Below are 26,284 nucleotides of genomic sequence, written 5' to 3' on the forward strand. Positions count from 1 at the left end.
TTAAAAGGTTAGATTCAATCCTAAAATAATAGTTCTTGGTAGCGGATAACCTGAACTTGATTGTCCTAAAGCTTCTGGTGAGTAGGTTTCGGCTTTAGTAAGGTAACCTAAGTTTTGTCCTATCAAAGAAACTTCTAAGTTGTCTAGTCCTATTTTACTTACTATATCTTTTTCAAAATTATAGCTAAGAGCTACCTCACGGAAAGCTAAGTAACTACCTTCATAAACAAACATAGTCGAACTACGGTCATAATTGCGTTTACCAAGTTGGTCAGCCCAATAGTATTTTGGGTATTTAGCGTTAGGGTTTTCAGCAGTCCAAGTCTCTTTCACTTGTTCAACTGTGTTAAAAGTCCCTTGCATATTACCTAAGTACCAGCGTAATGAATTACCTGCTGATATACTTTGTTTAAATTTAAGAGCATAGTCCATACGGGCAGAGAGGCGTAAGTTTTTATAGCTTAAAGTGGTATTGATACCTCCTGTCCATTTAGGGAATACATTACCTGCTTTTACTAAGTCATACTTATCTATTTTTCCATCTCCATTCACATCTTTCCAAATCACATCACCAGGCTGAATTGGTAGTCCTTTTTCTTTTTCAGCGTCACTTAGGGCTGCCCAAGCTGCAGGGCCATATAGTTTTTTACCCCCAGTTTCGTCTACTAAATTATTAGCTAATCGGCGTACCTCTTCCTCATTTTTGTATATACCTAGTGCTTCGTGAACATACAGATCTCCTGGCTCTTGTCCTTCTTGGTAGCCGCCCACCCATTTTTTATTGCCTGTAGTACCATCATATACTTCAAAAGCATTTTGTCGGTTATTAGGATAACCATTGTTAGGTAGTTTTATTACAGTGTTTTTGTTATAAGCAGCATTTATAGCTAAATCCCAACGTAAATCATTTTTTCTAATAATTTGGAAATTAGTTTCTATTTCCACCCCTCTATTTCTAAAAGACCCATTGTTAGTATTTATAGATGATGCCCCTGATGAGTGTGGAAGGGTCATCGACTGTATCTTATCACTTGTCAAACGATCATATAGAGTAAAGTTAGTATTGATACGGTTTTTTAGAAAGCCTAAGTCTAAACCAACTTCAAAGGTGCGTGTTTTTTCCCAACGAAGTCCCTTGTTAGGGAAATTACCGATAGCATAACCTATCGCCCCATTGTACTTATGGGTACCATAAGAACCTTGTAAAGTATAATCACCTATAAAATCACTAGGTACATTACCATTTAATCCAAAACTGGTTCTTAGTTTTGCAAATGAAAGTACTTCTTTTATATTATCAGGTATGAATTCCTCACGAGTAATAATCCAACCTAAAGATGCTGCAGGGAAATTACCCCACCGGTTATTAATCAATCGAGAGTATCCATCACGGCGAATAGTAAGTGATAATAAATATTTATCAGCATAATCATAGTTCATCCTACCAAAATATGATTTAATTCTGTTACCATAATGATAAGAATCTACACCGCGTTTACCTTCTTTGTTAGAAGTTAACCCTAAATCTTGGAACTCATCAGTAGGAGCTTCAGATCCTGAGGCACTAAGTCCACGTGTATAGCTGTCATAATACTCATAACCAGCCATAACATCAAAATGATGAGATTTAACATCAAACTTGTAATTTAAGATACTATTATAAGTTTGGCGTATAGTTCTATCAAAACTAGCTGAAGTACCTCTACTTCTACTCCATACACTTTCTGTTTTACCTGGTGAGGTTTGATGGTCTTTATTGAATCCTTCATAAAATTCTTCATCAAACATTATTTGTCCGCTCACAGTTAGTGAAAGACCTTTATACAAATCAGCTCTTAAGCTCTGTCCAAAGTTAATTTTGTTAGTGTTGTTATCACGAAGATATACTCCTTCATAAAAACGAGGGTTACCATCATTACCACCACGTCCCATAACTATTTGTCCGTTTACTTTTTCTTTTTGGGTAGGAGGGGCTGAAAGCATACGCCCAAAATAAGCTTCATCTCCTATCGCATTAGCATTTTTGTACCAAGTAGCATAGGCTATTGAAAAGTTACTATTAGAGGTAAGCCAAGGTTTTAATTTGTATTCAGCATTCAATGTCCCAGTCAGACGCTTATACCAGCTCATAATAGGTAAACCTTCTTGATGATAATAGCCTAAACCTGCATAATATCTTCCTTTGTCATTACCACCAGTCATTGACACTGAATAATCTTTAGTAAGCGCAAAAGGACGGAAAGCTGCTTTTTTGAAAGAAAAATCATAGAATATAAGTTCCTTACCTGTGATAGGGTCAGTCATAGTTTGCCAACCTTCTGAAAGAAGCCTTTGTTTTTGAGAAGCAGAGAGGCTTTCAGAAAACATAGTAGACCAATATGCATTGCCATTTTCGTTAGCATTTAGTACTGTGTCATCAGTCATACTAGCAAAATGTTTGTTAGCAGTACCATAAGGTTGTACTCCACTTAAGCTACCTTCGCTAGTAAAGCCTTTCCAGTCACCCGAACTATTTTGCCATACTCTTGCAGCATTGCGTATAGCAGTACGTTGCCAGTAGAGATAGTCGCGAGCATTAAGAAATTCTACCTGATTGTTCATATAAGAAAAGCTATTTTTTAACTTAACACTAAGTGAAGAAGCTCCTGATTTACCTTTCTTAGTAGTAACTAATACCACCCCATTGCTGGCTCTTGCTCCATAAATGGCAGTAGCTCCTGCATCTTTTAAGATATCCATTGATTCAATATCATCAGGGTTGATATCGTTTAAGCCTCCTCTTATTTGTCCATCGATAATAATAAGAGGTGAACCAGAACCATCAAGGTTAGTACCACCACGAAGCACTAAACTAGGTGCAGCTCCTGGACTACCTGAAGTTTGAGCAACTCTAAGTCCTGCAACTGCTCCCGAAAGAGCTTGTGCTGGGTTTGCAAATGAACCAGTTGAAAGAGCTTCTGCCTTTACCGTAGCTACCGAGTTAGTAACTTTGGCTTTCTTTTGGGTAGTACCATAAGCCATTACTACTACTTCATCTAATTGGTTAGCTTCTTCTGTCAAAGTTACATTTATAGGGCGTGTTCCCGATACTTTACGTGTTACAGTGCTAAAGCCCATAAAACTGAACTCAAGTACATCACCTTCTTTAACATTAATGGTATAGTTACCATTTTCGTCTGTCTGAGTACCATGAGAGGTACCTTTTACCATTACCGATGCAAATAACAGCGGTGCGCCATCAGCAGTTACTGTACCAGTAATCTTCCTTTCCTGTTGCGCCCATCCCACTGCAGAAAAGAGCAACATAAAGAGCAATAAAAATGAAAACTTTTGTTTCATAATCACAAATATATTTAATTTTCTAATGAGTTACTTATATTTTCTAATTAAATTTGGTTACATTTACTAAAAAAGTCAATGCTTTCCAATTCTTTCTTAATTACAATTTCTTCTTCATCAGTAATGTTTTGAAAAGGAGTACGATTGATACCCAAATCAAGTCCTAAAAGTTTCATAATGCGCTTGCCACATACTATATTACCACGGTATTTAGCAATTACATTAATCACTGTTTGAGCGTAGTTTTGTAATTCAACTGCTTTAGCAATATCACCTTTGTGGTAGTTTTCAATAATGCCTACTAATATATTACCTATATAGCTACCAGTACCACTAATACCTCCACGAGCTCCTCCCATTACAAGAGCATTTAGTATAGTTTCATCCAAGCCATAAAGCATATCATACTTACCGTTGTTGTATAACATACATTGGTTGTACTCATACAAAGGCTCGTAGGTGTATTTAATACCAGCTAGGTTAGGGATACGTCCATCTGCTGCTTTTAAGAAAGGCAACATAGGTAAGTAAACGCCATTCAATACAGGTATATGGTAAAAATAGAAAGGCAAGTTAGGAGCTCCACAAGCTATCTCTTCGCAGTATTTTACTAATTCTTCCACACGACCTGCTTTAGGAAAAGGTGAAGCCATAGCTCCTACTCCAAAAGCTCCTATTTTTTGAGCGTGTTGCGCCATCTTATTGCTGTCTTTAATACAAGTAGCTCCGCAGTGTACTATTACTTTAAAGCCCTTAGGAGCTACCGATACCCATTTCTCAGCTATTTTCATACGTTCTTCAACAGTCATCATATAGCCTTCGCCTGATGAACCATTGATGAAAACACCTATTAAACCATTCTTTTGCAATAGTTTTGCATAAGCATCAATAGGTTCCAAATTCACCTCTCCTTTTTTGTCAAAAGGAGTAAAAGGTGCTACAATAAGTCCGTTAATTTTTTCAAATGTCATTTTATTATATATTTAGTTGTTCGGTTTTTAGTTATTAAAAAAAATCCTAATTACCACACAATTCTCTTTTTGGTTTTAAGAAAGCTAACATTAGTACTATAGCAATGAGTACTATGATAGAAAGCTTGCTAAAGTCAAGTCCTAAGTTACCAGTATCTTTTGAGCTACCAAGCATTAGGGTAACTGCATAACCTGCAAATACACCAACCATATTCATAATACCATAAGTAGTTGCACGTTGTCTTTGTGGAATAATTTGGCAGAGGATAGGCATATTGTTAGTGTCAAACATTCCGTAGCCAATACCAAATAGCAAAGTAGCTCCTATCATAGCAAAGTATGAATCTCCAAAGCCTAATAGTATTAGTGATGGTACGGTAAGGAAAAGCCCGATGGTACTAGTGTAGATACGTCCACGTATATTTTTTTGTACCCAGCGGTCTGATAAAGGTCCTCCAATTAATACTCCTATAAATGATGCTATTGCAATAGAGATAGTGGCCATAGGTCCTGCAATAGCCATCTCTACTCCTAAGTTATCTTTAAAAAGAGTTGGTAACCAGTTTTTAGTAGCCCAACCTGGAAAACTTGGTGCCATAAAGTAGAACAGCAGTATCCAGAATGAAAAAGTTCCAAAAATAAGAGTAAGTGATTGCCATACCGAGCCTTTGTTTTCTACAGAAGCTACCTCTTGTTTTACAGTACCACTTACTAAAGGCTTTCTTTCAATATCAAATAATACAAAGATTAAGAAAATAGAATATACAATACCAGCAATACCAAACCAGTGGAATACGGTGTGCCAAGTGTAGTTAGCGGCTATAGTAGCTCCAAAGCCTCCTAAGGCTTGCCCAGCGTATAAGCCCGACATATGAATACCTACTGCTAGTGATCGTGTTTTTGATGTGTGATAGTCAGCTATCATTGATAGAGCCGTTGCTAAGTAAAGAGCTTCACTCACTCCCATAAGGGCTCTCAGCCAATATACTTGGTCAAAAGTAGTCGCGTACCCCATACCGTATGTTACTGCCGACCATACAAAAAGACTCCCTACTATCATCCATTTACGGTTCAACCGGTCTGCAAGAATACCTGCTACAGGGCTCATTAAGCCATAAATGAGCAAGAAAATACCCATTAGCCTACCAAAATTTTCACTTACCGCAAGCTCTGTAATATCCATTTTCATCGACTCCTGCATAGTCGATAGCATTTGTCGGTCTAAGTAATTCAGTAAGGCTACTACCCATAGTAACCCTACTACTATCCAAGGATATACTTTACTATTTCTCATTTTCTTATCTGTTATTTCTTAATCTGAAGTTTATACGTTTTAGGGCTTCTCACACCTGGCTTTAACTCACCTTGTATAAGGTAGAACTCTTCAGTATTGCCCACTAAAGTAGCTCCTGCACGCGCAAAATCAGCTTTTTTAGCAAGTACTAACCATTGTTTTTTGTCAGTATCAAATACATAACACTCTTTATTAAAGTTATAGTAATCAATAGGTTGTGTCATATAATGCGCCATATAGTCATAATTCTTCTCCTTGCGTTGCTCATCTGTAAGGGTAGTATCTTTACCTAAGTTGTAAAGGTCTGTAATAGTATTGATGAATAAATTATGGTTTACCCCTCCAAAACAAGCTATATAACGATTGTCTATAGCCAATGCAGTAGCCCCAGTAAGTGAAAATATTTCTTTATTAGGGTTTTCTTGTATAGCTACTTCCTGCCATTGTTGTTGTTTCAAACTAAAAGCCAATACCTTTTCACCCATAGTAGGTGCTTTACTAGCATCACCTCCATAAAAACCTCCCAATACATACAGCAGGGTGTCGTTTTCTTTTTCTATGGCAGCCAATACAGGCTGTACTCTCGCATCACCAGGAAAATCTGCCAACTGTTTCCATTCATTGTCCTTAGCAGCATCTATATAAAATACTTTGTTAGAGGCTTTGCCCGAGGCACTACCTCCTGCTACAAATACTTTACTCCCTACACTGGTACCAGCAAAGTTATCTATAGTTTCTGGCAAAGTAGGAAAAGAATTCAGAGTAACACCTTTTTCTCTTGAAAAAGCTACTTTATAACAATCTGCTAATGAATTAGTAGCTGTTTGCCCTCCTATCCACAGATAACCATCAGGAATAGCTACCGATACACCATAAGCAGCAGCTTGTTGTAGCTTTCCTACTGTTTTCCAAGTGTTAGCAGCTGTGTCGAAATGAACTATTTCGTCGTAAAATACTTTCTTTCCTCCTTCAAAACCCAATTTATCAGGAAAATTACAACCACCAGCTACCAATAATTCACCATTTAGCACCCCAGCATAAGCTGCCGATACTCCTTTTTGCAAATTACCTTCTAAGCCTTCAGTCCCAAGCTCTTTTACATTAATTTCCATAGATTGTTGTTTTTGACTTTCAGTACACGATGCCAATGCTATTACTAACACCCACATCATTAACCATTTATTTATCATTAACCATTAATTTTTTCAATTGTTTTCCATACTTGGAATAGACCTCTCGGTACGTGAAAACAGCCCTTCCATTTGCCTCCTTTTAGCTCAAGCAATACTTCTCCTTGTCTGTTTAAGTAACCCCACCACTCACGGTATTCAGGGTCTTTAAAATGTTGCCAAGTGTAATTGTGTATTTTCTCAAACCATACCAAGCACTCTTTGCTGCCTGTAAGCTGATAACCCTTGATAAGTGAAATAAGCGTCTCTATATGCACCCACCATAGCTTTTGATCCCATTCCAACTGTTGTGGCGGACAACCTTTCCTATCCATAAAATAATAGATACCTCCATATTGTTTATCCCAGCCATAGTCAATCATTTTAAGTGTAGTTTCTACCGCTTTTTCTATAAGGTCAGGACGCTTTAGTCGCTCACCCAAATCCATTATGAACCACATCGCCTCAATAGCATGACCAGGGTTAAGGTGCCTACCTTCAAAAGTATCCGATAAACTACCATCTGTATTCACATTTTCCACTACTATACCACCCAATTCCGGACGCAAAAATACTTCCATCACCTCGTGAATACAAGTCTCCATTGTTTGTTTGATAAAAGCTTCATCCAAAAGAGGCTCTATTTCAAGCGCTAAGTTACAAAGTATCATCGGTAGGGCAAAGTTTTTAAGTGAGCGTGTTCCTGGGTAAGCTTTGCTCCATTTGCCCTTAGGATTGTCTTGTTTAGAGAGGATGATATCAAAAGTCTTCTTTGCTATATCTGCGTATTCTTTATTACCAGTGGCAATACTTAGCTGCCCAAAAGCCATCGTGGCAAAAGTATATGAGAAGATGTTATAAGGCTCTACTAACGGATTACCTTCACGGTCTAATGAAAAATACCAATTCAAATTACCGTCATGTCCATACTTTTTAAGAAACTCCGCCCCTTGAATAGCAGCATCTAGCCACTCTTGGCGCTTCTCTACACGATTGTAAAGCATTGAGAAGAGCCATACTTCACGCCCCTGTAACCAAATGAATTTGTCAGTGTCAAATACATTTCCTTGGCGGTCAAGACAAGTAAAATAACCACCAAATTCTTTATCTTGCGATTTTTCTAACCAAAAAGGAATTACATTTTGCAGTAATTCATCGCGATATTGTTTTTCTAGTTTTTGAAAGTCCATAATGAATAATTATGCATTCTAAATATTGAGTTCTCTGTTTGATATCTTTATAGTAGATATGTTTCTATTTTAATAAAATACGGCACAAAAGTAAAAACTATTTTTTTATTATGCAAATATTTTTTAAACTTTTTTCATAAATGAGATTCAATTTCTTTTGATATAAAAAACAAAATACTAATTATCAGTTCATTATGTAAAAATACTTCAAATTCAATCCTATATTTAATTAGCTTTACCCTATGAAATCCCTTCTCATCCCCCAAACAGAAAGTTTTTCTATTAGCTCTATTTTGAAGGATAAACAAAAGATAATCAGCCAGTACCATAATCAACTACGTAGTGAAATAAATAAAACAACAAGATGATTGTAAGATAATCAAAAGAAGTATATAGAGCAAATAAACCAACACCCCCTTTACAATAAAGCATCAGTCTAAGATGAGTCTAAGATGAACGAACGAATAACGAAGGATAAACGAACTATAAACGAAGGATAGTTTGTCTGCTACCGCAACTGAGTATTTAATGTAACAAAATTACCACACTGTCAAAAGTTTCAAGCTTGTAGCATTTTTCCCATCAGCCTCACCTTATCTATTACCTCTTATCTTTCACCTTAAATACTTGAATATAAAGCAAAAAAAAACTTTGCTAAAGTTTCAAACCTTAGCAAAGTTAAATATGTATTAGTGTTTAATAATAAAATCTATATAAGATATTACGATTCAAAATTATCAATCTCAACTTTCAAGTTATTAATGATAAAATCTTGTCTATCAGGAGTGTTTTTTCCCATATAGAACTCCAAAAGCTGTTCAATATGTATCGTTTTATCTAGCATTACAGGGTCTAAACGCATATTTTCACCTATAAATTCCTTAAACTCATTAGGCGATATCTCTCCCAAACCTTTAAACCGAGTAATCTCAGCTTTCCCCTTTAGTTTTTCAATAGCAGCTTGCTTTTCTTCCTCGCTATAACAGTATATTTTCTGCTGTTTATTGCGCACTCTAAATAATGGAGTTTGTAGTATATACAAATGTCCTTCTTTAATAATTTCAGGGAAAAACTGTAAGAAAAACGTGATAAGTAGTAACCTAATATGCATCCCATCTACATCGGCATCAGTAGCTACAACTATATTGTTATAGCGCAAGTCATCCATTGATTCTTCTATGTTTAGGGCAGCTTGTAATAAGTTAAACTCCTCATTCTCATACACTATTTTCTTACTCATTCCATAGGTGTTCAGAGGCTTACCACGCAGTGAAAAAACAGCTTGTGTATTAGCATCACGTGAAGTAGTAATAGACCCCGAAGCCGAATCACCCTCAGTAATAAATAGCGTAGTCTCCAAATTGCGCTCATTTTTAGTATCAGTAAGGTGAATGCGGCAGTCACGTAATTTACGATTATGTAAGTTTGCCTTCTTCGCACGTTCTTTGGCCAATTTGCGTATTCCTGCCAAGTCTTCACGCTCACGTTGGGCTTGTAGTATCTTGCGCTCTATAGCTTCAGCTATTTCAGTGTTTTTATGCAAATAGTCATCTAAATGCTTGCTGATAAAATCATTGATGTAAGTCCGCACTGTAGGCATCCCTTCTCCCATTTCGGTAGAACCTAATTTGGTTTTCGTTTGGCTCTCAAATACAGGCTCCATCACCTTAATGGATAGCCCCGCAATAATAGATTTCCGCACATCCGATGCATCGTAATTCTTCTTGTAATACTCCCTAATAGTTTTCACATAGGCTTCTTTAAAAGCATTCAGGTGAGTACCTCCTTGGGTGGTGTTTTGTCCATTCACAAATGAGTAATACTCTTCACTGTATTGAGTTTTACTGTGCGAAATAGCAACTTCTATATCCTCACCTTTTAGGTGAATAATTGGGTACAGAAAATCTTCCTCATTATTGTTCTCAGTAAGTAAGTCTTTTAGTCCGTTTTCCGAATAGTACTTCTCCCCATTATAATTAATAGTAAGTCCTGGGTTTAGGTATACATAGTTTTTAAGCATTCGCACTACATACTCGTTCCTATATTTAAAGTTTTTAAAAATAGTATCATCCGGAATAAATGTTACTCCCGTACCTCTTCTTTTGCTACTTTCTTCTATAGGACTTTCTTCTTGTAGTAGCCCACGTTCAAATACAGCCCATTTACTTTGGTTATCACGTACCGATTCTACCTTGAAATAAATAGATAGTGCATTCACAGCCTTAGTACCCACACCATTTAGTCCAATTGATTTCTTAAAAGCTCGTGAGTCATACTTACCGCCAGTATTCATTTTAGATACAACATCTACTACTTTACCCAGTGGGATACCACGCCCATAATCTCGTACTTCTACTCTATTATCGTTAATTTTTACATCAATAGTCTTACCAGCTCCCATTACAAACTCATCTATACAGTTGTCTATAACTTCTTTCAGGAGTATGTAAATACCATCATCAGCACTACTACCATCACCCAGTTTTCCTATATACATACCAGGGCGGGTACGAATGTGTTCCTGCCAATCTAATGAGCGAATACTATCTTCATCATATTTTATATCTTCCATAATGATTTTTTTATGTGTACGGGGCAAAAGTAATTAAAATATATTTATTAACAAATTTTATACATTAAAACTGATGAAAACACCATTGTGGTCCGACATATATTTTCCTTCTTTGTCAAAATGATCCCAAGCACCTATCTGCTGCTGTTTCATTCTTTCAATAAAAGAATTAGAAATACAAATATGGTCAATATTGTTCCTTATCTTGTTTTTAATAGGATCAGGATGTAGAAAAGGGGAGAGGTCGCCTTCAGTTACACAAGTTAAATCTAGTTGTTTCAGATAGTAAGTCAGAAGTTGCCTTACTTTTTCAGTACCATATCCTTTAAGGTTATTTCTACTTTGGTTAAAATCACCTATTACCCATAAAGGTATTTGAGTTTCTTCTACAATGCGTTTCCAATCCTTAGCCTGCTGGTGTAAGTCCATTTCGTGATATTCCCACAGCTTATATCCTAAATTTCCATACCTCCCTCCTGATACACCTGCTTGATGATAAGGAATGATAGTTCCAAAAACAGCAATATCTCCAAAAGGAGCTTTTATTATAGCACAAGCTGTTCGGTAGTTATCAAAAGTTTGTATTTGCTCACTTATTTTCCATTTAGAGAAGATAGAAACCCAATGTTCTTCAGGAGTTCTTTCATAAGCTAATGAATGTACAGAAAAAGGATATAATTCAGTTAATGATATGCTATTAGCATTTTCAGTAAGTACTAAAATATCAGCGTTAAGTTCTTCAATTTTTGCTATGGCAAGAGCTGTTTTTTGGGTTCCTTTTTTAGGACGTTCTACATTCCAAGTAGCAATTTTGTACATAGTCTTTTTTGAAAATAAAAAAACTTTGTCAAAGGCCCTAGCACAAGCTTTAAGGACTTTGACAAAGTAGTTTGTATTGTATTATGTATAATTCTTAACTTAACCCCATATAATTAATATGTGGTTTTTCATAAGGCTTTAACTCGTTTGGATTAAGAGTATTAAAGTTAAGTAATAGGTTGCTTTCCTTTTCTTCATCAAAAAGCAAGTCGTAAAGGTAATGATGAACAAAGATATACCATTTTTTGTTAGGATTTACTACTGCAAAACCTCCGTGGTCATTACCTTTATCAAGATAAAAATACTCCCATTGATAGAAATTCATTACTGCATTAGCAAATAATTCTCCTAAACCATAAGCTAAATCTACCTTATCGTATGCCAAGGTATCAGCAGTAACTTTTTGTTCTTTATAAGCATCAATAAAATGCCTTAAAGAAGTAGCTACTTCTTTAGGATTGCTTTCATCACAGGCAAAACTATTTTCTTTTAGCAAGTCAATAGCTTTTTCTTTCAAAGCTAATAGCTCTTCTTTTTCTTCACTATCAGCTAATCTTTCAGTAATTTCAGCCATAAATATCAATTTCTAATCTTCTAATTAGTAATCTCCCAATGTTTCAGGATTCTGTGCCAAACCTTTGGCTAATTGTTCATCATTAGGAGCTTTACCATGCCAAGCGTGAGTACCCATCATAAAGTCTACTCCATTACCCATTTCAGTATGCAGTAATATACATATAGGCTTCCCTTTACCAGTTAGTGCTTTAGCTTCAGCCAAGCCTTTCAAAATAGCACTAATATCATTGCCCTTCTCAATGTCTATTACATGCCAGCCAAAGGCTTCCCATTTAGCACGTAGGTTACCCAAAGGAAGAACTTTATCAGTAGGACCATCTATTTGTTTTTGGTTATAATCTACAGTAGCAATAAGATTGTCTACACCTTTGCCTCCAGCGTACATTGCAGCTTCCCATATTTGCCCTTCTTGCAATTCACCATCACCATGAAGGGTGTATACCAAATGTGTGTCGCCATTTAGCTTCTTTGCCAAAGCAACACCTATAGCTACCGAAAGTCCTTGCCCTAATGATCCTGAAGCTACGCGTATACCCTCCAAACCTTCGTGCGGAGTGGGGTGCCCTTGCAAACGTGAATTTAGCAAGCGGAAGGTATTTAACTCTTTCACGGGGAAGAATCCTCTACGTGCCAGCACACTGTAAAATAATGGTGATATATGTCCGTTTGAAAGGAAAAACAAATCTTCATCTCTACCTTCCATTGTAAAAGGTAGTTTAAAATCTAATACCTCATTGTAAAGGCATACTAAAAACTCAGCACAGCCTAATGAGCCTCCTGGGTGCCCTGAATTTACTTTGTGTACCATTCGTAAAATGTCTCGGCGTACTTGTGTAGTAAGGTCGGAAAGTTGTTGTATATTCATCGTATTTCTTTAGTTTTATTTTTGATGTGGCAAAGGTACAAATTAATTACTAATTAACAATAAATAATTAGTATTTTGTTCGTTTCTAATTGTTAATTAATATTTTTTTATTATTTTTGCCCCGAAAAAGAGTAAATCAGCTTATCGCTACAGTGTAGAGGAAAGTCTGGACACCACAGAGCATCATAGCGGGTAACACCCGTCCGCCGTAAGGCGAGGACAAGTGCAACAGAAAGAATGTATGGGTAATGCCATAGTGAAATCAGGTAAACTCTATGAGGTGCAACGCCGCGTAAACCAACGCCCGAGGGTTGCTCGCCCGATGTTGGAGGGTAGGCGGTTTGAGCTAATGAGCAATCATTATCCGAGATAAATGATAAGCACCTGCTTCTAAAAGTAGGTACAGAATCCGGCTTATGATTTGCTCTTTTTTATTTCTCTATCCGTACCTTTATCTTATCTTGCATGGCGTATGCTTGGCAAGTAAGTATATACCCATCAGCGACTTCTTTTTCGCTTAAAGTTTCATTCTTAGCCATTTTAGCTTCACCTTCTTCTACTTTAGCTATACAGCTACTACACACCCCATTTAAGCACGAATAAGGGGCGTCATAACCTCGCATCAGGGCAGAACTCAGTAGTGTTTGGTTACGAGCACTCTCAAAAGTATGTATTTGTCCATTTAAGTTAAGAGTTATCTCTACATTACCTTCTAATGTACTATAATCTACATCAGCAGCTGATGATTCAAATAATTCTGTAAAAATACGGTCTTGGTCTATACCTCGTAATAATAATATCTCTCGCAGGTTTTTTACTAGTTCAGTAGGTCCACATGCATAATAACGTCCCCAGTTAAAATCTGCATATTTGGTGAACATATCATTTACAATAGCGTTATTAATACGCCCAGTGTAATGGTCGCCCCAAGGCTCTTTACTAAAGGCATAATGCACTAAAAATCGGTCAGGGTATTGTATTCGTAGGGCTTCTATCTCATCAAAAAACAAAGTCTCTTCTTTACTCTTATTACCATATACAAACACTACTTTAATATTGGTTTTAGCCAAAGCCGTTTTAGCAATACTCATCATAGGGGTTACTCCACTTCCAGCCGAAAAAAGCATAATATCTCTATTCCCAAAGATATCATAGAAAAACACAAACGATCCCATAGGAGGCATAACTTCCAATACATCACCTTCTCGTAGCTCTTGCGTAGCATAAGTAGAAAAAACTCCATTAGGCACACGCTTTACTGCTACACTTAGCTCTCCTTCATTTACTCCAGAGCATATAGAGTAAGCCCGTCTTACCTTTTGTCCTCCCAAAGTCTGTTGTAAGGTAAGGTATTCACCTGCTTCAAAAGTAAATACTTTACGTAGCAATTCAGGTACCTCAAAGGTAATCATTACCGAGGTACTCGTAAGATGTGTTATTTTGGATACTTTTAGTTCGTAAAATCGATTCACGTCTTTCTTTTTAAATATTAAGTATTAATTGTCATTTATATCAACTTCTCAATTTCTCCTACTGATAGATTATAGTAAATCCGCTTCCCAAAGGGCGAAATTAATACTTCTTGGCAACTAAACAAATTATTTACCAAACTTTCTTGCTCTTCATCACTTAGCACTTGTCCTGTTTTAATAGCCAAATTCTTGCACAAAGCCTTTGCAAACGCTTCTTTCTGAGAGTTTTCTGTAGTAGGTAATTCCTCTATATGTTGTTGTAATAGTTCATTGAATATGTTAGGTATTTCACTATCAGTAATATGCATTGGTATACCGCTAATCACTATTTTATCAGGAGCTATATTGAATATAAATCCTATATTCTCAAACAAAGGTTTCAATGCTTTAATAGTATCCAGTTCTGCTTTAGAAAAAGGTAATTCGTACGGGAACATCAATTGCTGGCTGGCAGTATGACTATTCTCCAAGCTTTTCATAAAGCCCTCATATAGCACTCGTTGGTGTGCTCTATTACTATTTATAATGATAAGATCCCCACCAAGAGTGGTAACTAAATACTTCTTGGCAAGTGATATGATCTTTTTGGTTTGCGGAGTGGCCAGCTCATCCGAAAAAAGTGAACTCTCTACCACTTCAGGCTCCTCAAAGTTGATAGATGAAGGTAATTCATTGTACAAGCTCTCCCATGTTGCTGCTTTCTTAGCGTAATTGTAATTAAACGCCGAGGCAGGCTTGTGGCTTGTATCTCCACTGCTTCTTTGGTAGGTTTCTTCTTTAAAAGGGTTGAAAGTAGGATCTATACTAATACGCGGCATCTCTGGCTCACGATCTTTGTATTGGTAAGGTATATCATAAGTAGGATCTTTACTAAAATCAAGAGTTGGAGCAATATTAAACTGCCCCAAGCTGTGCTTCACTGCCGATTTTAGCAAAGCGTAAATACTGTGTTCCTCTTCAAACTTTACTTCCGTTTTTGTAGGATGAATATTAATATCTATGGTCGAAGGGTCTACTTCCAAGCTTAAAAAATACTCCGGCTTCTGGTCTGCGTGAACAAGCCCTTCATAAGCCGAGGCGATAGCATGATTCAAGTACTGGTTTTTCACAAAACGATGGTTCACCATCAAAAATTGCAAACTCTTGCTTTTCGGCAGAAATTCCGGTTTTACAATAAATCCACCAATCTTCACCACAGGCGTATCTTCCGATATAATAGGAACCAACTTCTCATTCGTCTTACCTCCAAAAAGATGTACTATACGCTGACGAAAATTAGTAGGTGGCAGATTAAAAAGCTCATTGTTATTGTTGAACAGATAAAAGTGAATAGCAGGGTGTGCCAGTGCCACTCGCTGAAACTCATCAAGTATATGCCTCATTTCCACCGTGTCCGATTTTAAGAAGTTACGCCTTGCAGGAATATTGAAAAACAAATTCTTCATCGCAATACTCGTACCCTCAGGGCATACACACGGCTCTTGATAAGTGAATTTGCTCCCCTCAATCCGTATTTCAGTACCCAACTCATCAGTAGGGCGTTTGGTCTGTAGCTCAATATGCGCAATAGCAGCAATTGATGCCAAAGCCTCCCCTCTAAATCCTTTGGTCTGTAGCCTAAAAAGGTCTTCTGCCTTCTGTATCTTTGAAGTTGCATGCCGCTCAAAAGCCATACGGGCATCAGTAGCACTCATACCAATCCCATTGTCAATTACCTGCACTAAGGTACGACCCGCATCTTTAATAAGCAGTTTAATAACTGTAGCTTTTGCATCAATAGCATTCTCCATCAGCTCTTTCACTGCCGAAGCCGGACGCTGAATCACCTCTCCAGCTGCTATTTGGTTTGCCACATGGTCGGGCAATAAACGAATTATATCTGTCATATTTACTTCTTAGCCATTATTTCTTAGTTATTAGCAGCCTCTTATTAGCAGCCAATAGTTCTGTATCCCCATCCTAATTTTAGTTCCTATTCTTTCAAGGCTTAAGCACACTCTCTCTTATCCTTTTTCTCATCCTACCCTGAACGAACGAATAACGAAGGATAAACGAACTATAAACGAAGGATAATTGCTCAGCAAGCTCACACTTCCTATCTCTTACCTCCTCTTTCACCTAAACAAAAATGGTACAAAATTTGTGCAAAAATAAAAAAAGTATTACTTTTGTAGAAATTTATTTTCATTATGAAACAACTTGTATTATATATATTATTGGCTTTCAGCCTATTAGCTTGCGAAAAAGATTTTCAAGAAAAACCTGTTACAGGCTCAAACTATACAGGAAAAGATGTCGATTTACGCATTCGCGACTTCATTTGGAAAGGACTGAACCAATACTATCTATGGCAACCCAACGTTACCAACCTCCAAGATAACCGTTTCGGAAGCCTCTACAATGCCAATCCCGAAACCAATAACACCTACAGAACATTCCTCAAAAGCTTTGATACCCCCAATAACCTGTTTTACAGCTTGCTAAATCAGTATCAAAATATCGATCGCTTTAGCTATATTACCAACGATTATACCCAGCTCGAAAACCAGTTCAAAGGCATCACAGCTAGTACCGGTATCCACTATGCTTTGTTTGCTGAAAGTGATTATAATGATAAAGTAATATTAGTAGTACGCTATGTAGTACCAGGTTCCGAAGCCCACCAGCAAGGTATGCAACGTGGCGATATAGTGCTAGCAATCAATAACCAACTTCTTACAAAAAGCAATGCCAAAAAACTATTGCGCGAAACATCTACTATTACTTTTTTAACCTATCGCTTTGTAAATGATGAATTTAAGCCCACAGGCAAAACTATTACCCTACAACAGACCCAAACGCCCGAAAACCCTGTCCTAATAAAGAAATTAATCACACAAGGCAATCATAAAGTAGCTTACCTAATGTATAACGCCTTTATTGCCGACTTTGATAATGCTTTGAATAATGCCTTTGCCGATTTTGCCAAAGCAGGCGCTACCGATTTGGTACTGGATCTTCGCTATAACGGCGGCGGCAGTATCGATACTGCCGTAGCCTTAGCCTCAATGATTACAGGACAGTTCAGCGGACAGATTTTTGCTAAAGAACAATGGAATACCAAAATGCATCCCATAGTAAGCCGTAGTAGGAATGTAAATAATTATTTTGTCGAACGTCTTAAAGATGGTGCCACTATCAATAGCCTCAAGCTCAGCAAAGTCTACATACTCACCACTGGCGATACAGCTTCCGCAAGTGAGCTGGTTATTAACGGATTAAAACCCTACATACAAGTAATCCAAATAGGCGGAACTACCGTTGGTAAAAATCAAGGCTCAGTAACTGTCTATGACTGGACAGATAATGCCGGTAAAGTTAAAAATACACAACACAAATGGGCAATGCAACCCATAGTACTCAAAATTACAAACGCACAAGATAAAGGCGACTATGAAAAAGGTATAACTCCCGATGTGTTTTTACAAGAAAATCCTACCCAATATGGTGTCTTAGGCGACCCTTCCGAGCCTTTCTTGGCCAAAGCATTAGAGCTCATTACAGGAAAAACTAGCAGAAGTACAGCGCGCCCAGCAGCCTCAGTGAATGATTGGAAATATACTAAAATAAGTACCTCTACTACTCCCTATTTAGGCTATAATGAAATGTATAAGTAAAGATGAAAAAAATATTACTATTATTCCCTTTCTTGTTGCTCACCGCTTGTAGCACACTTTCCGAAGAAAGTTTAACACGCTACACCCAGCCTTTTATACATAAGCTAACGCAAACTGAAGTCCCAGCCAATAATTTTTGTGTGTTCGATACCATTCTACAACACACCTTCAGCAAGCCTTTTATGATACAACACGGGCAAAGAGGAACACAACCACTCCCTATTGATTTGAACGGAATAAACTCCGGTTGGGATCAGAGGTTACAGCTTTTCATATCACCCGAACTTATAGCCAAATATTTTCAACAAGAATTTGTCTATTTAGCCCAGCAGACTGATTTACCTAAGATATTAGAAAAACAAGGTAAAAAACTCTATATCCGTATCGAAGAAGTCCCTAACGACTTCTATTTCATTGATAAAAGCCAGCATAAACTCATCTATTTTAATGAGGCTAAAACAGAATATGATAAGCGTATGCGTGATTATCAAGAAAAGGAAGATGCTAAAAATAGCATATCCAATATTACCACAGGTAAAAAGCAGCTTGTAGTAAAATACGCTTTTATTAGTCAAAAAGAACGCACCTCTGAGCGTACTATGATACTTAACCCTTTGGAAAAACTTGTAATGAGCAATGAAAGTTGGAAGAAGTCTATTACCAACTATTTCAAAGAATACCAAATTAATTTGGTACTGGAAGCTAGTAAATTATTAAACGAAATAATGAATAACACTAAGTAAATGGAAAGAATATCTAAAACAGTACTACATCTCATCATCATTAATACTATAATGTTTGTGCTTTATGCACTCAATAAGCAAGGCACCTTTCTCCCTGCTGTAAATTTAAGAGATGTATTAGCCCTTCATTACTACCAAAATCAAAACTTTCATTGGTGGCAGTACATCACTTATATGTTTATGCACGCCGATACTTTCCACTTACTCTTCAATATGTATGCCCTATGGGCTTTTGGAGCACCTCTGGAAAATATATGGGGGCGAAATAAATTCCTTTTCTTCTATTTCTCTTGCGGAGTAGGAGCAGCTTTACTGCACATGGGAGTCAATTATTTCTATGTACAACAAGGTTTAGAAGCGCTCCAAAGCGCTGGTTTCCCTGCCGATCAGGCTTTAGATCTTTTAAGCAGAGGTATGTATAGTACTAATTGGGAAACAATTATTAACAAAAGCACTTATGATAGTATGATGGATACTTTCTTTGCTCCTACAGTAGGGGCTTCAGGTGCTATTTATGGTATATTAGTAGGTTTTGCAATGTTCTTCCCCGATGCCAAACTAATGCTACTCTTTGTGCCTTACCCTATAGCAGCTCGCTACTTTATCCCTATAATAGTTGCTCTCGATATTGTTTTAGGCTTTACCAAAACTGCTACTATTTTCGGAGGTAATATAGCTCACTTTGCCCACGTAGGTGGGGCTCTCATAGGCTTCCTCATAATGTTTTATTGGAAGCGAAAAATAGGTAACAGATAACAAATATGCAAAAGTTAATATACATATATTGCTTCTTATGCTTCTCACTAACGGCCAGTGCGCAAGAAATAAGAGGTAGGGTAATGCATGATACTATACCCTTAGCAGGAGCACACGTGCTAAATCTTGCTAATAATGCCGTTACCACTACCGATGCTAATGGATATTTTAAGCTCAAAGCTCGCGAAAATCATACCTTAAAAATCTCTTTTGTAGGTATGCAAACCTCTTACCGTCTACTGCTCAAAACCGATTTTGGTTTTAGTGGTTTGCTACTCCAAATGAAAGAAGCTATTAATCAACTGGACGAAGTCGAGGTATCTAAATATCGCAAAGTTACTTCTCAAGAACTTGGCATTATGAAAAATGATATAGTAAGGCGTACCGATGCCGAAAAACAACTCTACCAAGCCACTCATAGCGGCGGGCTACCTGGCATACAACTCCTAGTCAATACTCTCTCAGGGCGTACCAAAATGCTAAAAAAAATAGTAGCCAATGAAAAAAACTTAGCAGTAGCCAATTATATTATTGAAAACTTAAAACCTTTTTGCCAAAAAGAACTTAAACTCACCGATGAGCAAGTCTCCGTATTGGCATATTTCGTAATGGAACGCCCCGAATTTCATCAGTTAGTACGCAGTAAAGACAATAAGGCTATGGAGTTTATGCTTATAGAAGCTTGGACTGAATACCAAAAATTAGCTGCTAGTGAAAAGGAAGATTAAAATCAATGAAACAAATTACCACCATACTATGTTGCTTGCTGCCTTTACTACTGATAGGGCAGGAGGGAGCTTTAGTTAGGGGTAAGATATTCTACAATAATAACCCTTTGCAAGGGGTACACATTCATAATATTGATAACCAACACTTCACCACTACCGATGCTCAAGGTTCGTTTGTTATTGAAGCCAATGTAGGTAACAGTTTAAAATGTACTTATGTAGGCAAAAAAACTATCTACCACAGCCTCACCAAGCTTGATTTTACAAAGCTGATACTCTTCAAAATGACTGATCTTACTATTCAATTGGATGAGGTAGAAGTAAAACAAGCTCCCAAAATTACAGCACAGAACTTAGGCATACAACAGCACACCCCTCAAAAACGCACCTATCAAGAAAAGCGAGTAATTAGCGAAACTAAAATTATAGATACCCAAAATCTCCTGTTTAAGCTTTTAATGGGAAATATAGCTATTAACTTCAATGCCCTTATTAATGCTATTAGTGGTAAAAGTAAAATTATAAAAAAAGAAGCTGCCAATGAGAAGAACCTCTTAGCAGCTGCTTATATTGTGCAAAATATGACTACTTACCTCAAAATAGAACACCAGCTTACTGAAGAAGAAATAGCCATTTTAGCTTTCTATGTAATGGAAAAGCCTGAACTACACGATCTGATAGAAAAGAAGGATAACAAACAGTTAGAAATATCTCTCTATGAATGGTGGAATGAATATAAGCAACTACAATTAGAAAATTAGCAAAATAAATTTGGCAATTTAAAAAATAAGTTATACCTTTGCCATTACTATCCGTGTATCCTTAACATTGTAATTTTTACGGTGATTATCTGTGTTATCCGTGAATTCCAAATGAGATTTATCATAATATATCAATTATATGAAAAGTATTGAAATAGCAAAAACTTGGCTTTCTGACACTTTCGATGCAGAAACTCGCACCCGAGTGCAAGAACTCATCAATGGTAATCCCGATGAGCTCAATGAAGCCTTCCACAAGAACTTAGAGTTCGGTACAGGTGGTATGCGTGGTATTATGGGTATTGGTACCAACCGTATTAATAAATATACCTTAGGTAAAAATACACAAGGACTTAGTAATTACCTTAAGCAATGTTTCCCTAATCAAGAAATTAGAGTAGCTATTGCTCATGATTGTCGTAATAACTCTAAAAAGTTCGCTAAAGTAGTAGCCGATGTATTCGCTGCCAATGGCATTAAGGTATTCTTATTCTCCGATTTACGCCCTACTCCCGAGCTGTCTTTCACAGTGCGCTATCTAAAATGTCAAGCTGGTATCGTGCTTACTGCCTCTCATAACCCACCAGAATACAATGGGTATAAAGTGTATTGGGAAGATGGCGGACAAACAGTACCACCCGAAGATGGTGATATTATGAAAGCTATTGATGCTATTGATTTTAAAGATATTAAATTCAATGCCAACGAAAGTCTTATCAATTACATCGATAAAGATCTTGATAAGGCATTTGCCGATGCTTCAATAGCTCACGCCGACTTTAAAGCACCTCAAAAAGATAAGCTTAAAATAGTATTTACTTCACTACACGGTACTTCCATTACTATGGTACCTGAAGTTCTTAAACGTGCTGGTTATACTAATGTGCATATTGTCGAAGAACAAGCTGTACCCGATGGTAACTTCCCTACTGTAAAATCACCTAACCCCGAAGAACCCGAAGCGCTTACTATAGCACTTAAAAAAGCTGAAGAGCTCAATGCCGATATCGTAATAGGTACCGACCCCGATTGCGACCGTATAGGTATTGCTGTTCGTGATCTTAGTGGCAAAATGGTACTTCTTAATGGTAACCAAACTATGGTAATGATGACCGACTTTCTCTTGCAACACCAAAGCCAAAAAGGCTTTAAAGGCAATGAGTTTGTAGCTTCTACCATTGTATCTACTCCTATGGTTAAAGCCATTGCCGATGCCTATAAAGTTGAATACAAAGAGGGATTAACAGGTTTCAAATGGATAGCTAAAATGATTAAAGATTTCCCTGAACTTACTTTCATAGGTGGTGGTGAAGAAAGTTTTGGCTATATGGTTAGTGATTTCGTACGTGATAAAGATGCCGTTACAGCTACTCTATTAGCTTGTGAAATAGCAGCTACTGCCAAAGCTAAAGATAGTTCTTTCTATAAAGAAATGCTAAAAGCCTATGTGAAGTATGGTTTCTATAAAGAATACCTCATTTCATTAGTGAAAAAGGGTATTTCAGGCTCTGAAGAAATAGCCCAGATGATGAAAAACCTTCGTGAAAACCCATTGAAGGAAATTAACGGTGAAAAGGTAACTCTTATTTGTGATTACCAAACTTCTAAAGCACATCATCCTCTCACAGGCAAGGTAGAAGAAATTAAGGTGCCAAAATCCAATGTACTTATTTACCATACCGATAAAGGTACCCGTGTAGCAGCACGTCCAAGTGGTACTGAGCCTAAAATTAAGTTCTATTTTAGTGCTAATACCGCATTAAAATCACTTGATGAATTCCCTACTGCTGAAAAAGAACTAGATGCCAAAATTAAAGCAATTACAGAGGAATTAAAACTCAAGTAATATTTTATAATAAAAAATAGGCTACCTCCATTCCGAAGGTAGCCTATTTTTTATTATAAGAACTTTTTATAATATCTTCAGTGTATTTTCTTTAACCCAGCCTATTTTACCATCAGCTAGGCGTATCTTTACCCAATCATTCATTCTTTCAGTAACACTTACTTTAGTTCCTTCATGTAGTTGTATTACTTCTGTACTATAAGCATTAGCTTCAGTAAATACTTTTATTGTTTTATCAAATAGTATAGCATATACCTCATTCTCCTGTTTGTAATTAGAATAATGAGCAATGCTGTAAGTGCCAATCGTAAATAGTATACTTATAAAAAGGAGCGTGAAAAATAATCGTTTCAAGGCCGTTTGTTCTACAAAATAGTAGCATAAAAAACTCAATACAAATGCCATAACTCCTATAATAGATAGTACAGCCCATGTTTGTAAACTAAATAATCCTATAATACCCCCCGATAGTTGCTGTAACCATGTTTTAGGTAAAGGAGTAATAACATCAATAGTCATTTGCTGAGCTATTTGTAAACCTTTCTTCGCTTCAATATTATCAGGGTTTAGCTTTAAAGCTTTCTCATAATAATAAATACTTTCTGGCACATGATTTAGCTTATAGTGTGCATTAGCCAAATTGTAATATAACATCCCCGACTCTAGTTTGTTGTTCAATATTGTCTCATATTGCCTAATAGCATCCTCATACGCTCCTTTTTGGTAATACTCTCCAGCTGTATTAAAAACAGCTGTATTATCAGTCTGTGCAAAACTACTTACAAAAAGTAATAATATAATAATTGTAATATAGTGTCTCATTATTTTTCTTCTTATTTCTTAACTTGTTTATCCAATTCTGAAATGATTTGTACAGCATCACCAAAATCATTTTTCATTGATGCATTGTTATGTTGTGAATAGCGTGCCATCTCACAGTTAGAAAGTAATGTTATGAATTGTTTTATAGTAACCTCAGTAGCTTTTCGCTCTAATAGCAATTCAGTAATTTTATCCTTACTCATTTCAGTAGTTTCAATCTTTAGTTTTGCTTTTAGATAGTTATGCAAAGCGCGTTCTAAGGCTTCATAGAAGATGTTCTTATCACCCAATTTACGTTTAGCTTCGCCTAGGTATTTCTTAGCTAATTTATTAGCTACCCTTATTTTAGTACCCTCTATATCATTATTACGCTGTTTCTTAAAATGCCACCAAAGCAATACAAGTGGAATTAGTATTAAAGGTAATAATAACCAGCAGTAATAAGTTTTTGAGCCAAAAAAAGGTTGTCTACCTATAGGCTCTAAATTATCTCCTGACTGTAAATTACCTATAATAACAGTATTATGATCAGTAGTACCTGCATTAGTATTACTATTGGCTGAAGGACCTTCTGGAACATCTATCCAAAGTTCATGAGTCTTAATTGTTTCATATTTTTTAGTAGTAGGATTAAAGTATGAAAAACTAAGTCCACTAATAGGATACTTTCCTTTGTGCTCTGGTACTATAGTGTAGATATTCTCTACACGCCCTTTCATTCCTGTTAGAGAAGTACTAATATCTTCTTTTTGTTCAGGAGCATACACTTCTAATGATGAAGGAAAAGTTGGTTTCGGTAAGTCAAATAGTTTAAAATTACCACTTCCTGATACTTCTACTTTTAGTTGGGTACTTTCATTAGCTTTAAGAGCCTGTTTAGTAGATGTTACAGCAAATGTAAAGTCTCCTACAGCTCCACTAAAGTTTTCAGGTTTTCCTTCTTCAGGTAACTCTTTTACATTAATAGTTCTGTTACCCGATGTTACTCTGTGAGTTACTTCCTCATAAAATATACGACCAAAGAAGTCCCGTTGGTTGCTAGGTACACTCAATATAGCATCCATTGTAAGAGGTTCAAGGGTTATTATACCTGTTTTTTGAGGGTAAAGTACTATCTTTTTAACTGTAATACATCTATAAGGCTTTCCTTGATAAGTACAGTTATCCATCTCGTACTCTTGCATTTTAATATCCTGACTCCAAAAGTTGGGGTATTTAGGTACGGTAAGCCATTGTAAATTATTAAGCCCTACTTGACTACCTACATACAGCTTATAAGTTACACTTACAGCCTCATTTAGGTAAGGATTAGGTTTTGATACTTCTGCAAGTAAAAATAAATTCTCACGGGCTATATCACCACTGTTTTTTTCTATAGAAGGGGTTGTTACAGCCTCTGTTACAGTGATATTAATAGGAGATGTTTTATAATTTCTACCATCGATATCTATACTTGCTTGACCAATAGTGAATTTACCCTTGGCAGTAGGTTGTAAAATGTAAATATAACTTTTGGAAAAACTTCTTACTCCGTTTATCCATGATTCTGAAACAGATTGTGATGGACCCATTACTACTGTAAATCCGTGGAAACTTGGTGGTGTAAAATTATCACCGTTCTTATTCATAGTAAACTCTATACGCAGCCGTTCATTAGCTCCTAATTGATTCTTGCTTACTTCGGCTTTAAACTCTACCTGCGCACTGAGAGTCTGTATTAAGAATATTATAAAGAATAGTATTTTATATTTCATAGCTTTATTCTATCTCACCTTTTACCTAAATCTACCAATCTTTTTCAGCTTTAGTACGTTGTCCTTTTACTTTTTGAGCATTTATTTTCTCTTGAGTTTTGCGTTCTTCATTGTTCATAGCTTCTAAAATACGTTCCATTTGCTCTGGTGAAAGTGATGAAGGTCTTGGTTTTCTTTCGTCTTTATCACTCTGGTCTTTATCTTGCCCATTATTTTGGTTAGGTTGCTGCTTATTGTCATCTCCCTTATCCTTGTCTTTGTTCTGTTTGTTGTCTCCTTGCTGATTCTTATTGTCTTTATTATCTTTATTATCTTTATTATCTTTGTTTTTGTCTTGATTGTCTTTGTTATCCTTATTGTCCTTATTATCCTTATTGTCCTTGTTATCTTTATTATCCTTGTTGTCCTTATTATCTTGGTTGTTTTGATTTTGTTGGTTATCTTTATTATCCTTATTATTTTGATCTTGCTTTGGTGGATTTTGCTTTAGTTTTTCTTTAGCTACAGCTAAATTATAACGTGTTTCCTCATCATTAGGGTCATATCTAAGAGCTTCTTTATAAGCAAGAACAGCTTGGTCATAAACACGACCTTGCATATAAGTATTACCTAAGTTATGGAATATTTTATGCCGTTCATTATCGGTCATTTGCCCTGCTTCTCCAGCTTTTTTTAGTTGTGAAAAAGCCTCTCCATAACTCTTCTGTTTATAATACATTGTACCAAGGTTATACTGTGCTGCAACATTACTCTTATCTTCAGCAATAGCATTACGATATTCTACCTCTGCCTGAGTTGGTTTATCACCTTTTAAGGCTCTATTACCCTCATAAGTATATTTTTTTGAGTTTGCAATTGACTGTTGTAACTCTTTCTCAGTCTTTGTTTGTGCAAAACTAATAAAACTAATCAGTAATATTGATATATAAGCTGTATTTTTCATAAAAATCA

Annotated in this window: 20 protein-coding genes and 1 other RNA gene; 7 read left to right on the forward strand and 14 right to left on the reverse strand. The window is 36.5% G+C overall.

What is annotated here, in order from left to right; translation table 11 throughout:
- The 9 genes from C4H12_RS02120 to C4H12_RS02165 form a co-directional block, all read right to left on the reverse strand.
- Nucleotides 1–3,339 carry a TonB-dependent receptor gene (locus C4H12_RS02120; RefSeq protein WP_106097449.1) on the reverse strand — a complete coding sequence of 1,113 codons (3,339 nt, stop codon included), beginning with the start codon at nt 3,337–3,339 and terminating at the stop codon, nt 1–3.
- A 47-nt stretch (nt 3,340–3,386) separates the two neighbouring features.
- A complete protein-coding gene (locus C4H12_RS02125; RefSeq protein WP_106097450.1) occupies nt 3,387–4,310 on the reverse strand; it encodes a dihydrodipicolinate synthase family protein in 924 nt (307 codons plus the stop codon).
- Nucleotides 4,311–4,356: 46 nt separating this feature from the next.
- Nucleotides 4,357–5,604, reverse strand: coding sequence for an MFS transporter (locus tag C4H12_RS02130; RefSeq protein ID WP_106097451.1), 1,248 nt, complete (start codon nt 5,602–5,604; stop codon nt 4,357–4,359).
- Between the two features lie 11 nt (nt 5,605–5,615).
- On the reverse strand, nt 5,616–6,794 hold the full coding sequence (locus C4H12_RS02135) for a cyclically-permuted mutarotase family protein (protein ID WP_254424791.1): 1,179 nt from the start codon (nt 6,792–6,794) through the stop codon (nt 5,616–5,618).
- Nucleotides 6,794–7,963 (reverse strand): AGE family epimerase/isomerase, encoded by a 1,170-nt coding sequence (locus C4H12_RS02140; protein ID WP_106097452.1) that lies wholly within the window; start codon nt 7,961–7,963, stop codon nt 6,794–6,796. Before C4H12_RS02140 ends, C4H12_RS02135 begins: the two co-directional genes overlap by 1 nt.
- A 721-nt stretch (nt 7,964–8,684) precedes the next feature.
- Nucleotides 8,685–10,535 (reverse strand): DNA topoisomerase IV subunit B, encoded by a 1,851-nt coding sequence (locus C4H12_RS02150; RefSeq protein ID WP_106097454.1) that lies wholly within the window; start codon nt 10,533–10,535, stop codon nt 8,685–8,687.
- A gap of 57 nt (nt 10,536–10,592) precedes the next feature.
- On the reverse strand, nt 10,593–11,354 hold the full coding sequence (locus tag C4H12_RS02155) for an endonuclease/exonuclease/phosphatase family protein (RefSeq protein WP_106097455.1): 762 nt from the start codon (nt 11,352–11,354) through the stop codon (nt 10,593–10,595).
- Nucleotides 11,355–11,448: 94 nt separating this feature from the next.
- A complete protein-coding gene (locus tag C4H12_RS02160; protein WP_106097456.1) occupies nt 11,449–11,928 on the reverse strand; it encodes a hypothetical protein in 480 nt (159 codons plus the stop codon).
- A 24-nt stretch (nt 11,929–11,952) separates the two neighbouring features.
- The gene (locus tag C4H12_RS02165) at nt 11,953–12,795 is read right to left on the reverse strand and encodes a transketolase (RefSeq protein WP_106097457.1); all 843 of its coding nucleotides are present in this window, start codon (nt 12,793–12,795) and stop codon (nt 11,953–11,955) included.
- Nucleotides 12,796–12,923: 128 nt separating this feature from the next.
- On the opposite strand from C4H12_RS02165, the gene rnpB reads away from it, so the two are divergent.
- Nucleotides 12,924–13,227: RNase P RNA component class A (gene rnpB, locus C4H12_RS02170), an RNA gene on the forward strand.
- Here rnpB and C4H12_RS02175 read toward each other — a convergent pair.
- Both C4H12_RS02175 and mutL read right to left on the reverse strand, forming a co-directional pair.
- Nucleotides 13,227–14,267, reverse strand: coding sequence for a ferredoxin--NADP reductase (locus C4H12_RS02175; protein WP_106097458.1), 1,041 nt, complete (start codon nt 14,265–14,267; stop codon nt 13,227–13,229). The genes rnpB and C4H12_RS02175 overlap by 1 nt on opposite strands.
- A 35-nt stretch (nt 14,268–14,302) precedes the next feature.
- The gene (gene mutL, locus C4H12_RS02180; protein ID WP_106097459.1) at nt 14,303–16,153 is read right to left on the reverse strand and encodes a DNA mismatch repair endonuclease MutL; all 1,851 of its coding nucleotides are present in this window, start codon (nt 16,151–16,153) and stop codon (nt 14,303–14,305) included.
- 303 nt (nt 16,154–16,456) lie between these two features.
- Between mutL and C4H12_RS02185 the strand changes: the two genes are divergently transcribed.
- The 6 genes from C4H12_RS02185 to C4H12_RS02210 all read left to right on the forward strand — a co-directional run bounded on the left by C4H12_RS02185 (nt 16,457) and on the right by C4H12_RS02210 (nt 22,757).
- A complete protein-coding gene (locus C4H12_RS02185) occupies nt 16,457–17,923 on the forward strand; it encodes a S41 family peptidase (protein WP_106097460.1) in 1,467 nt (488 codons plus the stop codon).
- 2 nt (nt 17,924–17,925) lie between these two features.
- Complete coding sequence (locus C4H12_RS02190; RefSeq protein WP_106097461.1) at nt 17,926–18,666, forward strand: hypothetical protein; 741 nt, start codon at nt 17,926–17,928, stop codon at nt 18,664–18,666.
- The gene (locus C4H12_RS02195; protein WP_106097462.1) at nt 18,667–19,422 is read left to right on the forward strand and encodes a rhomboid family intramembrane serine protease; all 756 of its coding nucleotides are present in this window, start codon (nt 18,667–18,669) and stop codon (nt 19,420–19,422) included.
- Nucleotides 19,423–19,427: 5 nt separating this feature from the next.
- Nucleotides 19,428–20,150, forward strand: a complete 723-nt coding sequence (locus C4H12_RS02200; RefSeq protein ID WP_106097463.1) for a carboxypeptidase-like regulatory domain-containing protein — start codon at nt 19,428–19,430, stop codon at nt 20,148–20,150.
- A gap of 5 nt (nt 20,151–20,155) precedes the next feature.
- A complete protein-coding gene (locus C4H12_RS02205) occupies nt 20,156–20,911 on the forward strand; it encodes a carboxypeptidase-like regulatory domain-containing protein (RefSeq protein WP_174688413.1) in 756 nt (251 codons plus the stop codon).
- 139 nt (nt 20,912–21,050) lie between these two features.
- Nucleotides 21,051–22,757, forward strand: coding sequence for a phospho-sugar mutase (locus C4H12_RS02210; protein WP_106097464.1), 1,707 nt, complete (start codon nt 21,051–21,053; stop codon nt 22,755–22,757).
- 66 nt (nt 22,758–22,823) lie between these two features.
- On the opposite strand, the gene C4H12_RS02215 is transcribed toward C4H12_RS02210, so the two are convergent.
- The 3 genes from C4H12_RS02215 to C4H12_RS02225 are packed head-to-tail and all read right to left on the reverse strand — an operon-like array spanning nt 22,824 to nt 26,276.
- Entirely contained in the window at nt 22,824–23,579 is a 756-nt protein-coding gene (locus C4H12_RS02215; RefSeq protein ID WP_106097465.1) for an SH3 domain-containing protein, read from the reverse strand.
- Between the two features lie 11 nt (nt 23,580–23,590).
- Nucleotides 23,591–25,333: a BatD family protein gene (locus tag C4H12_RS02220; protein WP_106097466.1), complete on the reverse strand. Its 1,743-nt coding sequence runs from the start codon at nt 25,331–25,333 to the stop codon at nt 23,591–23,593.
- A 31-nt stretch (nt 25,334–25,364) separates the two neighbouring features.
- The gene (locus tag C4H12_RS02225; RefSeq protein ID WP_106097467.1) at nt 25,365–26,276 is read right to left on the reverse strand and encodes a tetratricopeptide repeat protein; all 912 of its coding nucleotides are present in this window, start codon (nt 26,274–26,276) and stop codon (nt 25,365–25,367) included.
- Between the last annotated feature and the right edge of the window lie 8 nt (nt 26,277–26,284).

Source organism: Capnocytophaga sp. oral taxon 878 (assembly GCF_002999135.1).
Classification (GTDB): Bacteria; Bacteroidota; Bacteroidia; order Flavobacteriales; family Flavobacteriaceae; genus Capnocytophaga.

Excerpts from the sequence above, each read along its gene's own strand:
- C4H12_RS02155 (WP_106097455.1), bottom strand. The coding sequence starts at position 11,354 with ATGTACAAAATTGCTACTTGGAATGTAGAACGTCCTAAAAAAGGAACC.
- C4H12_RS02165 (WP_106097457.1), bottom strand. The coding sequence starts at position 12,795 with ATGAATATACAACAACTTTCCGACCTTACTACACAAGTACGCCGAGAC.
- C4H12_RS02150 (WP_106097454.1), bottom strand. The coding sequence starts at position 10,535 with ATGGAAGATATAAAATATGATGAAGATAGTATTCGCTCATTAGATTGG.
- C4H12_RS02120 (WP_106097449.1), bottom strand. The coding sequence starts at position 3,339 with ATGAAACAAAAGTTTTCATTTTTATTGCTCTTTATGTTGCTCTTTTCT.
- C4H12_RS02220 (WP_106097466.1), bottom strand. The coding sequence starts at position 25,333 with ATGAAATATAAAATACTATTCTTTATAATATTCTTAATACAGACTCTC.
- C4H12_RS02195 (WP_106097462.1), top strand. The coding sequence starts at position 18,667 with ATGGAAAGAATATCTAAAACAGTACTACATCTCATCATCATTAATACT.
- C4H12_RS02130 (WP_106097451.1), bottom strand. The coding sequence starts at position 5,604 with ATGAGAAATAGTAAAGTATATCCTTGGATAGTAGTAGGGTTACTATGG.
- C4H12_RS02185 (WP_106097460.1), top strand. The coding sequence starts at position 16,457 with ATGAAACAACTTGTATTATATATATTATTGGCTTTCAGCCTATTAGCT.
- C4H12_RS02200 (WP_106097463.1), top strand. The coding sequence starts at position 19,428 with ATGCAAAAGTTAATATACATATATTGCTTCTTATGCTTCTCACTAACG.
- C4H12_RS02140 (WP_106097452.1), bottom strand. The coding sequence starts at position 7,963 with ATGGACTTTCAAAAACTAGAAAAACAATATCGCGATGAATTACTGCAA.
- mutL (WP_106097459.1), bottom strand. The coding sequence starts at position 16,153 with ATGACAGATATAATTCGTTTATTGCCCGACCATGTGGCAAACCAAATA.
- C4H12_RS02160 (WP_106097456.1), bottom strand. The coding sequence starts at position 11,928 with ATGGCTGAAATTACTGAAAGATTAGCTGATAGTGAAGAAAAAGAAGAG.
- C4H12_RS02135 (WP_254424791.1), bottom strand. The coding sequence starts at position 6,794 with ATGATAAATAAATGGTTAATGATGTGGGTGTTAGTAATAGCATTGGCA.
- C4H12_RS02225 (WP_106097467.1), bottom strand. The coding sequence starts at position 26,276 with ATGAAAAATACAGCTTATATATCAATATTACTGATTAGTTTTATTAGT.
- C4H12_RS02215 (WP_106097465.1), bottom strand. The coding sequence starts at position 23,579 with ATGAGACACTATATTACAATTATTATATTATTACTTTTTGTAAGTAGT.
- C4H12_RS02210 (WP_106097464.1), top strand. The coding sequence starts at position 21,051 with ATGAAAAGTATTGAAATAGCAAAAACTTGGCTTTCTGACACTTTCGAT.
- C4H12_RS02190 (WP_106097461.1), top strand. The coding sequence starts at position 17,926 with ATGAAAAAAATATTACTATTATTCCCTTTCTTGTTGCTCACCGCTTGT.
- C4H12_RS02125 (WP_106097450.1), bottom strand. The coding sequence starts at position 4,310 with ATGACATTTGAAAAAATTAACGGACTTATTGTAGCACCTTTTACTCCT.
- C4H12_RS02205 (WP_174688413.1), top strand. The coding sequence starts at position 20,156 with ATGAAACAAATTACCACCATACTATGTTGCTTGCTGCCTTTACTACTG.